This window comes from Candidatus Nanosyncoccus nanoralicus (assembly GCF_004138405.1).
Classification (GTDB): domain Bacteria; phylum Patescibacteriota; class Saccharimonadia; order Saccharimonadales; family Saccharimonadaceae; genus Nanosyncoccus; species Nanosyncoccus nanoralicus.
The window spans coordinates 1-15073 of record NZ_PRLL01000014.1; the positions used below are offsets into that span (position 1 = coordinate 1).

Annotated in this window: 13 protein-coding genes, 1 tRNA gene and 1 pseudogene; 4 read left to right on the top strand and 11 right to left on the bottom strand. The window is 41.5% G+C overall.

Annotated elements, in window-relative coordinates; translation table 11 throughout:
- The 6 genes and pseudogenes from G3KMM_RS02040 to secE form a co-directional block, all read right to left on the bottom strand.
- Positions 1 to 688 (bottom strand): annotated as a pseudogene (locus G3KMM_RS02040) (hypothetical protein); the annotation flags it as partial.
- 104 nt (positions 689 to 792) lie between these two features.
- Complete coding sequence (argF, locus tag G3KMM_RS02045; RefSeq protein WP_129604905.1) at positions 793 to 1785, bottom strand: ornithine carbamoyltransferase; 993 nt, start codon at positions 1783 to 1785, stop codon at positions 793 to 795.
- Between the two features lie 2 nt (positions 1786 to 1787).
- Positions 1788 to 3023 carry an arginine deiminase gene (gene arcA / locus G3KMM_RS02050; protein WP_129604908.1) on the bottom strand — a complete coding sequence of 412 codons (1236 nt, stop codon included), beginning with the start codon at positions 3021 to 3023 and terminating at the stop codon, positions 1788 to 1790.
- Positions 3024 to 3090: 67 nt separating this feature from the next.
- Positions 3091 to 5325 carry an ankyrin repeat domain-containing protein gene (locus G3KMM_RS02055; protein WP_129604910.1) on the bottom strand — a complete coding sequence of 745 codons (2235 nt, stop codon included), beginning with the start codon at positions 5323 to 5325 and terminating at the stop codon, positions 3091 to 3093.
- 155 nt (positions 5326 to 5480) lie between these two features.
- Positions 5481 to 6029: a transcription termination/antitermination protein NusG gene (gene nusG / locus G3KMM_RS02060; protein WP_129604913.1), complete on the bottom strand. Its 549-nt coding sequence runs from the start codon at positions 6027 to 6029 to the stop codon at positions 5481 to 5483.
- 11 nt (positions 6030 to 6040) lie between these two features.
- Entirely contained in the window at positions 6041 to 6493 is a 453-nt protein-coding gene (secE, locus tag G3KMM_RS02065) for a preprotein translocase subunit SecE (protein WP_129604915.1), read from the bottom strand.
- Positions 6494 to 6625: 132 nt separating this feature from the next.
- Here secE and G3KMM_RS02070 point away from each other — a divergent pair.
- Positions 6626 to 6700, top strand: a tRNA-Gln gene (locus tag G3KMM_RS02070).
- A gap of 150 nt (positions 6701 to 6850) precedes the next feature.
- Positions 6851 to 7414 (top strand): hypothetical protein, encoded by a 564-nt coding sequence (locus tag G3KMM_RS02915; RefSeq protein WP_206660640.1) that lies wholly within the window; start codon positions 6851 to 6853, stop codon positions 7412 to 7414.
- A gap of 48 nt (positions 7415 to 7462) precedes the next feature.
- Here the strand turns inward: G3KMM_RS02915 and G3KMM_RS02080 are convergent, their stop codons facing one another.
- A complete protein-coding gene (locus G3KMM_RS02080) occupies positions 7463 to 8203 on the bottom strand; it encodes an SPFH domain-containing protein (protein WP_129604917.1) in 741 nt (246 codons plus the stop codon).
- 123 nt (positions 8204 to 8326) lie between these two features.
- Between G3KMM_RS02080 and G3KMM_RS02085 the strand changes: the two genes are divergently transcribed.
- A complete protein-coding gene (locus G3KMM_RS02085; RefSeq protein WP_206660641.1) occupies positions 8327 to 8896 on the top strand; it encodes a uracil-DNA glycosylase family protein in 570 nt (189 codons plus the stop codon).
- Positions 8897 to 8898: 2 nt separating this feature from the next.
- On the opposite strand, the gene G3KMM_RS02090 is transcribed toward G3KMM_RS02085, so the two are convergent.
- Complete coding sequence (locus G3KMM_RS02090; RefSeq protein ID WP_206660642.1) at positions 8899 to 10182, bottom strand: replication-associated recombination protein A; 1284 nt, start codon at positions 10180 to 10182, stop codon at positions 8899 to 8901.
- Positions 10103 to 11935 carry an ABC transporter ATP-binding protein gene (locus tag G3KMM_RS02095; protein ID WP_129604922.1) on the bottom strand — a complete coding sequence of 611 codons (1833 nt, stop codon included), beginning with the start codon at positions 11933 to 11935 and terminating at the stop codon, positions 10103 to 10105. Before G3KMM_RS02095 ends, G3KMM_RS02090 begins: the two co-directional genes overlap by 80 nt.
- A gap of 170 nt (positions 11936 to 12105) precedes the next feature.
- Between G3KMM_RS02095 and G3KMM_RS02100 the strand changes: the two genes are divergently transcribed.
- On the top strand, positions 12106 to 12639 hold the full coding sequence (locus G3KMM_RS02100) for an inorganic diphosphatase (protein ID WP_129604925.1): 534 nt from the start codon (positions 12106 to 12108) through the stop codon (positions 12637 to 12639).
- Between the two features lie 76 nt (positions 12640 to 12715).
- On the opposite strand, the gene G3KMM_RS02105 is transcribed toward G3KMM_RS02100, so the two are convergent.
- Both G3KMM_RS02105 and G3KMM_RS02110 read right to left on the bottom strand, forming a co-directional pair.
- Positions 12716 to 13663 (bottom strand): hypothetical protein, encoded by a 948-nt coding sequence (locus G3KMM_RS02105; RefSeq protein ID WP_129604927.1) that lies wholly within the window; start codon positions 13661 to 13663, stop codon positions 12716 to 12718.
- 33 nt (positions 13664 to 13696) lie between these two features.
- On the bottom strand, positions 13697 to 15073 hold a 1377-nt coding region (locus G3KMM_RS02110), incomplete at its 5' end, for a CapA family protein (protein WP_164998482.1).

Below are 15073 nucleotides of genomic sequence, written 5' to 3' on the forward strand. Positions count from 1 at the left end.
GGACATTGGCAGTACGAGCGGCGATGCCGGTTGAGAATGGGTTAACAGTGGAGGCAAGCACACCAACGCCACCACCAAGCACGATGATCATGACGGCGGTCATGGCATTATAGCCGGCAGCCATCATGACTGGAACGATTAGGGCGTAGAAAGCAACAGCTTCTTCCTGCATGCCGTAAGTGGTACCACCAATGGCAAAGAGAGTCATGAGGATTGGAATAAGCCATTTTTCTTTGCCGTTCATTTTCTTCAGGAGTCCACCAAGTGCAGCATCTAGAGCGCCAGTCTTCATAACGACACCAAGGAAGCCGCCAAGAATTAAGACGAAGACAATGACGTCGAGGCGGTCTGACATACCTTTGATAGGAGCCATGAAGATATCCCAAAGGCCTTGACGATGATCAACTGTGGTAACTTCTCCAGTTTCCTCGTTGGTGATGTGTTCAACTTTTGGAATTTCTTGATAAGTGCCAGCTTCACGAATAGTTTCAGACGGTTTGCTTGGATCTGGAACTAGGTTGTATTTTCCAGATGGAATAATCCATGTTAAGCAGGCCATCATGGCGATGATGCCAAAAAGTACAGCGAAAGCTGAAAGCATCTTGATGTGCTTGCGGTTGCGTTTTGGGCGTTTTGTTTTTGTAGCTTTAGCCGGACTCTTCGTCTCGGCCGTAACTTTGTCGACCATAATTTTCCCTTCTTTGGTCTTAGATTTTAATAATACTTATGGTTTAAGTATAGCATATAAAATAAATCCCCGAATGGGGATTTATTTTATTGGATTGATAGGATTTAAAGAGTGAGATCCATGACGGCTTCAATAGTGTAAACACGGTTTTCAGCTTGATCGAAGACTACGCTGTTTTTACTGTAAAAGACGTCGTCGGAAACTTCCATAGCATCAAGATTATATTTTTCAAGAATTTCTTTACCAACCTTAGTATTCTTGTCGTGGAAGGCAGGAAGACAGTGAAGGAATTTAGTGTTGTTCTTGCGGGTGGCAAGCATTAGATCTTGATTGACCTGGTAATCCTTAAGTAGACGAATACGTTCTTCAAATTTATCCTCTTCACCCATGGAAACCCAAACGTCGGTATAGACGGCATCAGCATCAGTGACTGCTTCGTATGGATTTTCAACGACGCGAATAGTGGCGCCAGTCTGATATTTCTCGGCGAGAGCGCGACATTCTTCGACGAGTGCTGGATCTGGGAAGAGTTCTTTTGGTGTACCCACTGAATAATGAAGTCCTAATAAGCTAGAGACAATCATGAGGGTGTTTGCAACATTATTGCGTCCGTCGCCAACATAAGCAAGGTGAGCGCCTTCAAGATGGCCAACATGTTCTTTAATGGTGAGCATATCGGCAAGACCTTGGGTTGGATGATATTTATCGGTTAGACCGTTCCAGACGGGAACGCCAGCATACTTGGCGAGTTCCTCTACAGTGTCATGCGAGAAGCCACGAAATTCAATACCATCAAACATGCGTCCAAGAACTAGGGCAGTATCACGGACGGATTCTTTCTTGCCAAGTTGAATGTCGTCCTTACCTAGGAATTCGGCATGCATACCAAGGTCGCGAGCGCCAGTGACGAAGGCACAACGGGTGCGAGTCGAGGTTTTTTCGAAGAGCATGGCGATAGTCTTGCCTTCGTGGTGTTTATTAGGGACACCGGTAAGCTTATTATTTTTAAGTTGTTTTGCAGTTTCAAGCATTAACCTTACTTCACGGGGCGTGAAGTCTTTTAGGGTTAAGAATGAACGACCTTTTAGGTTTAACATGATTAAATCTCCTCTCTATAGATTGGCATTGACATACAGCGTGGACCACCGCGACCGCGACCGAGTTCGGCGCCAGTCACTTCAATAACTTTGAGTCCTGCTTCACGTAATGCATTGTTTGTGACATAGTTACGATCGTAAGTAATGACGACACCTGGGGCGATGGCTAGTGTGTTAGATCCATCATTCCATTGTTCCCTGGCAGCGGCAATTGGGTCGCCATCACCACATGGAATTAATTGAATGTGGTGAAGACCAAGTACCTCCTGGAGGGTTTCCTTGAGGCTGCGACGATGCTTGATTTCATAACCGACATGAGTGTTGGCTTTTTCTAATAGGTAGATATCAAGCTCACCTTCGCCGGTAAGGATTTCTGGATGAACGGTGAATTTGTCGTAGTCGATCATGGTGAAGACGGTGTCTAGGTGCATAAAGGCGCGCTTGTTAGGGATCTTCATAGCCATAACACGGGTGAAATTTGAATCATGGAAGAGCTTGGAAGCGATGCGCTCAATAGCTTCGACTTCGGTGCGCTCGGAGATACCGATGGCAAGAGTATCTTTGCTAATTACCAATTCATCACCACCTTCAACTGAGAAGCGGTTGTTGCGATTATACCAAACTGGTACGTTGCTGCTCATAAAACGTGGATGATGTTTCATGATATATTGCATGAAAAGTGATTCGCGACGACGGGCTGGCCAATGCATCTTATTGATGGTAAGACCGTTACCGATTGAAGCAGCAGGGTCACGGGTGAAATAAAGGTTTGGCATCGGATCAAGATAGAATGGATAATCATCGATCATGTAATGATGAAGCTGTTTGTTTTTTGGCTCCATGACTTCGACTTCACTCTTCTTGACACCGGCCATGACTTTTCTGACCATTGCGAGTGGGTCGAGGCTTTGTAGGTAGTTGACGATGGCGAAGGTGGAATAGGTATCCTCTTGCTTGGAGGCGCGAACCATTTCGACGATGAAACGATCACGTACTTCTTGGGTGGAAAGAGCTTCGGCGGCAAGTTTGTCAAGATATAGAACTTCAACGCCATTATCGCGTAGGACTTTAGCAAAGGCGTCATGTTCTTCTTGAGCGACCTTTAGATATGGGACGTCATCGAAAAGCATGCGTGCCATATAATCTGGGGTGAGAGCCTCAAGTTCTTCGCCTGGGCGGTGAAGAAGGACGGTCTTGAGGCGCCCGATCTCAGAGTTAACTTTAATTGGTGGTTCCATTTTGTTCTCCGTTTATGTTTTGTGGACTTTATGGTTTCATTATAGCATAAGCGGGATAGGAATGGTTTTAAAGATTTGCGCCGTATTCTCGGAGGATGTCAATATTATCCTCAATTTCTTTCTTACTTAATTTTTCTGTTATTAGATTAACATCTGCACCATGTTGTAGGAGAGCGTCTAGGATTATTGTAATTTCGTATGAATCCATATCATTTACGATATGATTAATATCAGCGCCATGTTCGAGGAGAGTATCTAGATGAAAAGAGATATTGTCTAGGTCCAGGTTATATGCAATGTTGTAAACATCTGCGCCGCATCTTAAGAGATGGTTTAGGTTTTTGGCGATATCGTCTGAATCCATACAATTTATGATATTGTCAATATCGGCACCGTGTTCAAGGAGAATGTCTAGTTTTTTGGCGATATCTTCTTCGCTTAAGTTTGAGACTAATTTATTGATATTAATATTAGCACCGTGATTAAGGAAAAAGTCTAGGCTATATACAATATCGTGAGATTTCATTTTACCCACAATAAGATCAATGTCTGCACCATTTTTAAGAAGGGTATCTAGATTTTCGAAGATGTCATATGAGTTGAGTTCTGAAGCTAATTCGTTGACGTCAATGTTTGCTCCGTTGTCGAGGAAAGCGTCTAGATTTTCTAAGACATAATACGTGTCTAGTTCTGAAGCTAATTCGTTGACATCAATGTTTGCTCCGTGGTCGAGGAGAGTGTCTAGATTTGCAGCGATATCATATGAATCTATATTGCTTGTGATATTATCAATATCCGCACCGTACTTAATAAGAGAGTCTAGGTTTTGTATGAGGGTGTTTGGTCCTAAACTTGAAATGATTTTATCAATATCTAATCCTTTTTCTAAGGCGTATTCTACGTTATATTTTTCTTTTAATTCTGGGATTCTAGGGTCTCTTCTGTTGTAGGTATCTAGGGTGGCAATTGGGCGATCTAACTCATAGAGGAAGCTGAGTTCTTCCTTGGTTAGATCTTGTCCTTTTTTCATCTTTTTGTCTAGGCGAATTAGGGTTTGCTTATCATCAAACTTTTGTAGGTACTTTTCGCCACCTGGTAAGGATAATGTCTTTTTCTTAACGGTAGGAACAAGAGCATCTTCAATGGCTTGTCCTTCGCCTAATCCTGATACTTCAGCAACCATGCCATCAGGATCAAGACGAATGGAGGCGGAACCGTTGGAAGCATAAACACCGGGAGAATTGGGGTCTTCTAGTCTAAAGATAATAAATTTGGCTTCAGGGTATTCTGTCTGATCATCATCTTCCCAATCGTCATCATCATAGTTATTATCTTCTCCGGGGTTGATAAATTGTCCGTATGTCAAATAATTGTGGGCAACATTGGGATCCACAACACACCAACGGGTGCCTTCGGCAAGGTCGGCAATTTCCTCTTCGTCTCCTAGTTTATATTCAAACCAATCACCATGGACGTCTTCAGCACGTTCGGGGGTTTTAAGAATAACTTTGGTATCGAGTAATTCTTTGGCGTAGAGTTTTGGAAAATTGGCAGATTTAACGAGAGAAACTAGTTTTTCATCATCAGAGTTCTTTTTGAGCCAGTCTTCTTTATCTACACCATAGAAATTGTTGATTTGGCGATAGACTTTGGCAAGGATTTCGGCGTTAAGTTTTGGGAAGCTTAATGCTGTAGTATGATCGCGTCTATCATAATTTGCATCATCAAGATTTAGAGCATTGCTCATCTTGGAGATACCATCGAAAGCATAGACTTTAAACCAGAGAGGATATGGGCAGTTCTTATCGCCTAGGTAGTTGGTCCAAGAGGTGATGGATTCACGCTGTTTTTCGATGAGATCATCAGCGAGAATTTCCTTTTCACTTCTACTTAGTTCCCTGCCTTGACCATTGTCTCTTAAGATTTGTTCTTGTTGTTTCCAATAGGAGTCTGGAATATCTTCAAAGTCCATGACGACACTTTCGGCAGAGGCTTCCCAGATTTTTTGTTCGGCTTTATCACCGTGTTTCTTGATGATGCGATCCAGCCGAGAGAGATAGGCGAAGTTTCTACGTTCATTATTCTTGCCTGGGAGTTTTTCTTTATTTTGGCTGGCTTTATTGAAGGAAGATTCGACGATGTCTTTATATTTAGATTCGAAGTTAACAAGAGAGAGGACTTTGGAGCCGATTTCGTTTTGGAGGCGAGATAGATGCTGAGCGCTTTGCTCGGTTGTATTGATATTATTTTCTTGGCCCGTTATCTCGTTATGGCTAAGTTGATTATGGTTTGTGATTGGCATGAGGCAGATCCCAAATTAAATGTATATGGTTATATTTTAGCATAACTGACAATATAGAACCTGTTTTTTTGTGACCGAGCTTTTTATTCGATATGATAGATAGATAAAATAGAGCACCGAAGTGCTCTATTTTATAGTGAGTCTAGAGAGTTATTCTAGCTGATCTTCTTTACCTGAAGAGCGTCAAGTTCAACTGGCGTTTCGCGACCAAACATGGAAACCATAACCTTGAGTTTGCCTTTGGTGGAATCGATTTCGGCAACGGTACCTTCAAAGCCTTTGAAAGGACCATCGGTGATGGAGACAACTTCATTAAGGGCGTAGTTGACGGAATACTTTGGATCTTCAACACCCATGCGTTTCTTGATCTTTGCAATTTCTTTTTCGGAAACTGGAGTTGGTTGGGTGCCAGTACCAACAAAACCAGTGACGCCTGGGGTGTTTCGGATAATGTACCAAGTCTCGTCTGAAAGACGCATCTGGACAAGAACATAGCCCTGGAAGATCTTGCGATCAACAATCTTGCGTTTACCGTTTTTAATCTCAATTTGTTTTTCTTTAGGGACGATAGCGTCTAAAATTTTATCCTGGAATTCTGGGCGATCGAGACGCTGCTTGATTGATTCTGCGACCTTATCTTCGTAGCCGCTGTAGGTACTAATTGTGTACCATGCTAGAGTGTCGTCATAACGGTTGACTGCCATTTTCTATTCTCCTATTTCAATAGATTGTTAAATAATAAAGTGAAACCTGCGTCAAGCAACATGATAAATGCTGCGAAGATGACAGTATAGATGATGACGGCGGAAACGAGTTTCCAGGTCATTTTACGATTTGGCCAGCGAACTTGGCGAAGTTCTTGCCAAGAAGCGTGGAAATAACCACCAATTTTACGGAAAGGAGCAGTTAGGATGCGAAGAACCTTTGGCATTGGCTTTTTGTTAGCTTTTTTCTCTAACTTAGCCTGCTTTTTTGCTTGTTTCTTCTCGTATTTTTGTTGTGCCTTCTCAAGCTTGGTTAGCTTTTTGTCGGCTGTTGAAACTGTCGTTTGTTGAGTATGACTTGTAGTTTCGGTTGCGGATTTGCTATTAGTTTTTTCCGGCGCTCGATTTTTGGGAGAGGTTTTCTCCTTAGATTCACCGGCTTTGATACGAGTGATATTTGCCATTTGCTCCTTCCATAAAAAATAGTCTGATACCAGACTGTCAATAGGAGTATAGCGAGGATTTCAACTTTTGTAAAGTGATTTTTAAGAAAATGGGATTATTTTTTAAAAAATATGATATGATAAGAATACCGATGGGGATTCGCCAAGTGGTAAGGCAGTGGGTTCTGGTCCCACCATTCGGGGGTTCGAATCCCTCATCCCCAGCCACAATGAATTATTGTTTTATAGATTCGATACTTTGTATCGATTTTTTTGTTTTGGATTATCGGTTGATTGCAATATTTATTACGCGACACGGTGTTTTAGCTTTATTTTTTACACTGAAGAACCTAAAAGGTATTATAATCTAGCTAACTGATGAAGATTAAGATTATATACGACAAAGAAATAGAGCCAAGGCCGATTATTAAAGACGTCTATAAAATGCCAAATATTAATCAATTGATCAAGCAGAGTTTTAGTCTTCATATGGGGAGCAAGTATGATGAGATTCTCCATGAATTTTATGAGGCAAGCGGTCATTATATGTACTTACCGCTTGGGGATAAGCTAAGAGAATGGGCTAAGAATGGTGAAGCTGAACAAGTAAAGATTTTGTGTACCTTTTTATATAAGTTTTTCCAAAATAGGAAAGCTTTGCTTTATGAGGTCGAGAAATTTTTTGATGAAGATGAAATGGCTGGATTAAGAAGGATGGTGGAGGTCGATCGGATGCTTAAAATAGATCGAAAACGGCAGATAGAGAAGTTGCGATCAGTTTGTCCTAAATGTGGAAACAAACATACGGCAAGAATTATCTATGGGATGCCTGTGATGGATGAAGAGATGGAAAAAGCGGAGGCGGAGGGGAAAATTTGGCTTGGTGGGTGTTGTTTGGAGGATTATCGTTATTACTGCAGTGATTGTGAGTTGAAATTTTAGAATAAAAATAGTGCCATCTGGCACTATTTTTATGAAACGGTGTTTGTGTTATTTGAAAAGATTCTTGAGTCCGCCGGCAAGGTCGGTTGGAAGAAGGATAACTGTCTTCTGAGATGGATCGGTGCTGATTTTCTCCAAAGTCTGAAGGGTACGAATATTAAGACCACCAGGAGTTTTAGCAAGTAGTTCGGCAGCTTCAGCAACAGCGGCAGCAGAAGCCTTTTCGCCTTCAGCAGAGATGATGGCGGCACGACGTTCGCGTTCGGCTTCAGCTTGCTTGGCCATGGCACGTTTCATATCAGAAGGAAGTTCAATATTTTGGAGTTTGACACTTTCAATATCGATTCCCCATTTATCAGTTTGGGCATCAACGATTTCTTTAATCTGGCTAGAAATTTCGTCGCGTTTTGAGAGTAATTCATCCAGGTCGAAATTACCGGTGACATCACGTAATGCGGTTTGGGCAAAAGTGGAGGTCGCATAGGCATAATTGGTGGTTTCAAAAACAGCTTTTTTAGCATCAATTACACGGAAATAAACGACGGCATCAACATTAACTGTGACGTTATCTTTAGTGATAACTTCTTGTTTTGGGACATCCATTGGTGTAGTACGGACATCGACGCTGCGCATAGTGTCAATATAGGGGATAATAACATGAAGTCCTGGATCAAGGATTTTACGAAAACGGCCAAGACGTTGGACAACGCCGCGTTCGTATTGGTTAATAATTCTGACGCCGGGAATAATAATAAGGGCGGCGATTAAGATGATGACAATAAAAATCATAGCTTTACTCCTTTATGCGTTTATTATAACAAAATAAATAGAAAAACACAGGGGTGCTATAATGTAGAAAATATAACTCTAACCAACCTTGTTGTTTAGTTTATAGAAATGGAATTGGAAAAGATGGAAGAAATAATCAAAAAGCTAAAGAGTGACCCACGTAACACAAGTTACACCTTGCGCGAGGTACCGCCAATTCTTCAAATCTCTGAAGGTGCAGAGATTCTAATTGTTGGACAAGCTCCTGGAGCGAAAGTTGAAGAGAATAGAATTCCATTTAAGGATAAGTCTGGAGAAAAATTGCGTAATTGGATGGGTATAGATGAGGTGACTTTTTATTCAGAAAAAATTGCAATTATGCCTATGGATTTTTATTATCCAGGTAAAGGAAAAACTGGGGATTTACCACCTCGGAAATTTATCGCTGAAGAATATCATGAGGATATTATGAAATTGATGCCAAAAATTCAGTTAATTATTTTGATAGGCGAGTATGCAATTAAGTATTATCTTAAAGATACAAGAAAAAAGAATTTGACTGAAACGGTAAAATGTTTTCAGGAATATTTGCCAAAATATTTTCCTATTGTGCATCCTAGTCCGTTAAATTTTCGTTGGCAGGCAAAGAACTCATGGTTTGAGCGAGATGTAGTGCCCGTTCTAAAACAAAAAGTACATACGATTCTTGGTTAGATTTATGGCTTGGTGGGAAAATAAATTTTTTGATCTTTAATCTCGTCTGGTAAGTAGCTGACGTCATGGTGAAAACCTGCCTCCCATTTATAGCCTTTAGCGTAGCCTAAATCTTTCATTAGCTTGGTTGGTGCGTTGCGAATACCTAGAGGGATTGGCAGATTGCGGGTATTTCTGGCAAGGTCTTTAGCGCGATTCCAGGCGTCATAGCTGCTGCGATCCTTCTTCGATTTGGCTAAAGCGGCAGCAACGTGGGAAAGGATAATGCCAGATTCGGGCATGCCAATGCGTTCGACCGCTTGAAAGGCGGAGACAGCTAGGCCGAGTGCGCCATTGCCACCAAGGCCAATATCTTCGGAGGCAAAAATAACCATACGGCGAGCGATGAATTTAGGGTCTTCTCCACCCTCTAACATACGTGCTAAATAGTATAATGTGGCATCGACATCGCTGCCGCGCATGGATTTGATGAAGGCGGAGATTGTGTCGTAGTGATAATCACCGTCTTTATCGTAATTAATGATTTTTTTGCCGACGGCTTCAAGAACGAGATCTTGGGTAATAGTTTTACCTAGAGAGAGACAGATTTCAAGGTCGCCCAAGGCTGATCTGGCATCGCCACTCGCAAGTTTCGCGATCAATGCTAGGCTTTCATCTGGAATTTTTTTCTTAATTCCCTCTTTTTCCGTGGCGCGTTTTAGAATCTTTAGAATAGCTGATTCGTCCAGGTTCTTTAGGACGATAACTCGAGACCTTGAGATGAGAGCAGGAATAACCTCGAAACTAGGGTTTTCGGTGGTGGCACCAATTAAGGTAATTAGCCCAGATTCGACATGAGGAAGAAAGGCATCTTGCTGAGCTTTATTAAAACGATGGATTTCATCGACAAATAGGAGAGTGCGGATCTTGAGATTCCAGTTTTGTTTGGCACGTTCCACAACTGCTTCGACATCGCTCTTATGAGCGGTGACGGCAGAAAGCTCGATGAAATCGGCTGCAAATTCTTTAGCGAGGATACGAGCGAGGGTGGTTTTTCCAGTGCCAGGTGGGCCCCAGAAAATGAGATTGACGGGCTCTTTCTTTTTGGCGATTTCGGTTAGAATTTTACCCTCACCGATGACTTGTTCTTGTCCTAAAACGTCAGACAAAGTTTGTGGACGCATGCGTTCAGCTAGGGGTTGTCTTGGTGTAGTAATAGGATCCATTTTATTTTTCGACAAAAGCACCAGATTGACGTGACCACAACTTCTTATACTGTCCTTTTGGATTTTTAAGAAGTTCTTCATGTGGTCCTTGCTCGATAATCTTGCCATTCTCAAGTACTACGATACGGTCGAGGCTAGAAATGGTAGAGAGACGATGTGCGACCACAATAGAGGTGCGACCATGCATGAGGCGAAGTAGAGCCTCTTGGATCAGGGCTTCGGATTCGGAGTCAAGGGCAGATGTAGCCTCATCAAGAACTAGGATCGGCGCATCTTTTAGAATAGCTCTTGCAATGGCAATGCGTTGACGTTGACCTCCAGAAAGCTTAACACCACGTTCGCCAACCATGGTTTCATAGCCGTTAGGGAGTTTTTCAATGAACTCGGCAGCATTGGCGAGTTTTGCAGCATGTTTAATTTCTTCCATAGAGGCATCAGGTTTAGCATAGGCAATGTTCTCTGCAATGGTGCGATGGAAAAGTGAGGCCTCCTGAGGAACGTAAGCAATGTTTTTACGCAGACTGTGTTGAGTGACCTTGCGGATATTTTGATCGTCAATTTTAATTGTACCTTTGTCAACATCGGCAAAACGCAACAAGAGTTTGGTGAGGGTGGTTTTACCAGAGCCAGAGAGACCAGCCAGACCGATACGTTCTCCGGGCTTTAATTCTAGATTAAAGTCTTTAAAAATACTTTCTTTAGCATCAGCATGCGTAAAAGTGATGTGATCGAAAATGATACCACCCTTATCCACAATGAGCTTCTTAGCACCTTTTTCGTCGACTACGGTGTCGACAGCATCAAGAATGATGGTCATTTCATGAGCATCGCCGAAGACACGGGTAAAGTTTTTAAAGATGCTACTGACATCCCAAAGATTCATCAGGATAGTTTGAGAGAATTGGAAGATAAGAATCACGGTAGAGACAGGGAGAGCCATAACAGGGGCGCCAACTACAATGAAGGTAATCATAATAAGGTCGATCAGAAGAAAGATGGAATCGAAAATCACATCGCGATGGATCGTGGCGCGCATGGAATTTTCACCAGCTGCTAAAGTTTCGGCTTGGAATTTTGTATAACGAGTGCGTTCGTAATTCTCTTGGGCATAGGATTTGACGGAGATGATGTTGGTAATTGAGTCGGTAAGTTGACCGGTCTGTTTATTTTGGGCGGCCGCTTCTTTTTCGTTGCATTCACCAATACGTTTAAAGCTTCTTGAAGAAACGATGGCGAAGACAGCCGAGAAGATCATTAATAGAATTGCGAAGGTAGGTGCGCGATTGATTAAGATGATAAAGATAGATGAAAAAGTGACGATAAGAGGAACGATATTAAATATGATGGAATCCGCAAAACGTTCGTAGGCTCTAGTAAAACGGCCAACCTGTGCGGTAAGAGAACCGGAGAAGCGATCAGAGTGGAACTGCATGGATTGATTATTGATGGTGTCAAAACATTGGATGGAGAGATCATTAATGGTAAGAAGTTCCATCTTCCAGACTAGATAGACACGTAGATTGCCGAGTATGCTTGAACCAATTAATTGACAGAGGATTAGGAAAATACCCTGCGGTAGGACTTTTTGTACAAGCGGAATTTGGAAAATGTTGCCGGGGTTGATGAAATCTTCTGGCCTAGCGGAAGAGAGGATGTCGATAATATTGGCGACAACAAGTGGAGCGAGAATAGTGCGTACGAAAATAACAATAGGGGTAACAATGAAGACACCAAGGGTGAGCCACTTGTAGTTCTTGTTGGCTTTGATAAAGTAGTGAAGGGTGCGTCCAATGGTTGATTTATATTTGGGTTTTTTCTTGGGTTGTTTTGTCATAAGGCCTCGTATTAATTATTGATTTGTTAAATGATTTATTAAAAAGTGTTGATTTTGGGCAGACTTAGCGCCTAGAGAATCATATAATAGATCTATTTTATCATAAAAATATTTTTACGGCAAAGAGGTGGCATGGTATAATGAGTGAAAAATTAAATAGGAGTTTAATTATGGCAGATTTTAATAAAATCTTGACCCCAGGAAACTTTGAAGACGGTGAAATTAACGTCGTGATCGAGATCCCTACTGGCTCTAATCATAAGATTGAGTGGGATCGCAAAAATGCTTGTTTTATGCTTGACCGTGTAGAACCAATGGCCTTTGCTAAGCCATGTAATTATGGTTTTATTCCACAGACACTTGACGAAGATGGTGATGAGCTTGATGTTTTGATGGTAACAGACCAGCCACTTACTACTGGTATTTACACTAAGGCACGCGTGCTTGGCGTAATGAAGTTTGTTGATTCAGATGAAGTAGATGACAAGGTGATTTGTGTACCAGCTGATGATCGCAATAATGGTGATAAATATCAAACGCTTGAAGATTTACCAAAGCAATTAATTAAGCAAATTGAGTTCCATTTTAATCACTACAAAGATCTTAAAAAGCCTGGAACTACAGTAGTTAAAGGCTTTGAGGGTGTAGAATCCGCTAAAGAAGTAATTAAGGCTGCAATTCAACGTTGGAACGACGCTGAATAATTCAGTTAAAAATAAAAATAGACTCTTATCGGAGTCTATTTTTGTCTATATGAAAATGAGGGTCTAGGGATTTAGCTTATTCGAGGATTGTGGACTCGATGGCTTTTGCGAGATCAATTAATGAGGCGGCGTCGATGTCGGAGGCAAGGAAGATGAGAACAAAGGTTTGACGGTCTTTGGGGTCTTCTTGCTTGGTCTCAAGGAAGTATAGATTATTAAATAGTGGATAGCTTAGGTTGGCGTTTGTGGTGTTATTGGTTTGGGCGCCATATAATCCATAAACTGTGAGCTTAGAAAAACCAGTGAGTAGCGGATTTTTATTATTATTCTGAGGGGTGAGTTTGGTTTTAAATTCTTGCCAGAGCTGTTCGGAAAAATCAGGGTGTGTACTCAGGCGCTTAGAGAGACTGAGCAGGTCAGTAGTATTAGTGAGGTGGTTGGTAAAATTTGTATTGGTATAGGATTGATCTTTGAGGAATTGCTTAAAACTGTTTTCTCCAATTTCTGAAACTAGAGACGTGGCACAGCCGGAGTGATTTTCTTGGAGGATTTTTGAGAGGCAGTTATCGATGGAGATTTGTTCGGCATCCACTGTGATTAATTTCTCTTTTTTAATTGCGCCTTGGTCGATTTTTGTATAAATCTGATAGGCTAGAAAGAGGTTTTCAAGGCCAAGGCTATTATTTTGCGAGAAATCATTATTTCTGGCAATAATTTCTTGGTTATTTAAATCATAGATCAATATGCTACTATTTTTCTTACTAACCTGAGATGACAGCCAGCGATCAAGTGTTGGCTGAAGGTTAGTTTTTTTAAATTGTTTTATCTCCTGTGCGGTTTGCGTAGGCTTCGTTGTTTGCTCGTTAAGATATTTCATGAGATAGACAATTCCAAAGGAGAGTGAAATGACGCCGATGGTGGTAAAAATAATAATGAAGAGGATTTTTCCGAATTTCGGCATACTGCGCTTTGATAATTCATTTGGAGTGAAATTATTTTCTGGATTTATGTTATATGGTGGCATATTATTCCTTTTATATAATGATAATTTTAGTAATTAATTCCCTTTTGGCGAGGCGAAGATGAGGCGAGCGAGGAAAGTTTGAGATTCGTTTGAGTCGAGTAGGCGAGGTCTAAAAGTTTGATCATAACTGGTTGGCGAAATACGTGTCTGAAGAAGTTTATTTTGGTCAAAATAATGAGTGAGGATGAGGCTACGAGTGGTGTCTGGCCAATAGATTTGATCAAAGAATAGATTACCGAGTCCGTAATAAATTGGTTTATTTTGGTAGAGCTCGTAGGTCTGTGGTTGGTGAGCAGAGGTACCAACCACTATATCGGCGCCAAGATCGATAAGATGTCGGAAGAACTCTTTTTGATTTTGTATTGGTTGGTCACAGGTTGGAAAAGCAACTGGCTGGTCAGGATAGGCATAACATTCAAAGAATTGAATATTAACAATTGTGAATTTGTTTTCTGCTTTGGCGGAGGCGAGGTCTGCTTTAAATTGTTCTTCGGAGTAGGGGTTGGCTCCTGGTGAAGCTTCGGTGGCGAGCTGGCCGTTAGCGACGCTACTAGTCGAATGATTATAGGCGAGTAAGCGAATGGAGGAATTAAGGTCAAGGGGCTGTTTGACTTGTTCAAGATTTGCTCCACCGCCAACCGTTTTAAGACCGAGTTCCCGATATTTGGCGAGAGTCTTTAAATTATTATCGGAGCCCGTGTCATTATTATGATTGCCGGTCAATTCTACGATATCTGTACCAATAGCGGTGATCGTATCAAGGCTACGCCAATCGGCGCAGAGAGTCATGGTTTGATAGCCGCCTTGACAGCCTTCCTTAAAACTAATTTCATTGCTGATATGAGTGAAGGTTTTGGATTTAAGAAAATCTGCGATGTATTCAGCGAAGAATCCACCATTATTTTCTTGATTAAGCTTATAGGTGAGACGACGAGTAAGGGCAGTGACGCCAGTCTCGGCGAATGAAACAATCTCTTTGGGCTGGTTCTTGGAAAAAAGTGGGGACAGTAAGTCATGAATTGTTCGGATTTTAGTATTATCCGTAGTGGAAGAGGAGTCGATGCTCGTTATATGTAGAAGAGTGAAGCGGGCGCCAGACTGCTGATTGTCAAGATAGTATTGATTCTCGTAGCTAAGGAGCTTAGTGCTCGTATTAAGCTGATCGGGTGAGACTAGTCGGATTTGATTATTTGAGAGAAAGGTTGAGTCGCTAATTTGATCTGCAGTGATATTTTGAAGTGGGTTATAAAAATCTACGACTGGTAGTTCAATTTTAGCAATAAGGTAAGAATTTGTGTTGATCGGCAAATTATATGCTTGACTATCCTGGATCTTGAAATCAGAAAAATCTAATTGATTAGCTAGATGTTCACAGAGAGTATTGGCATCAAGGAAATTTAAATTTAATTG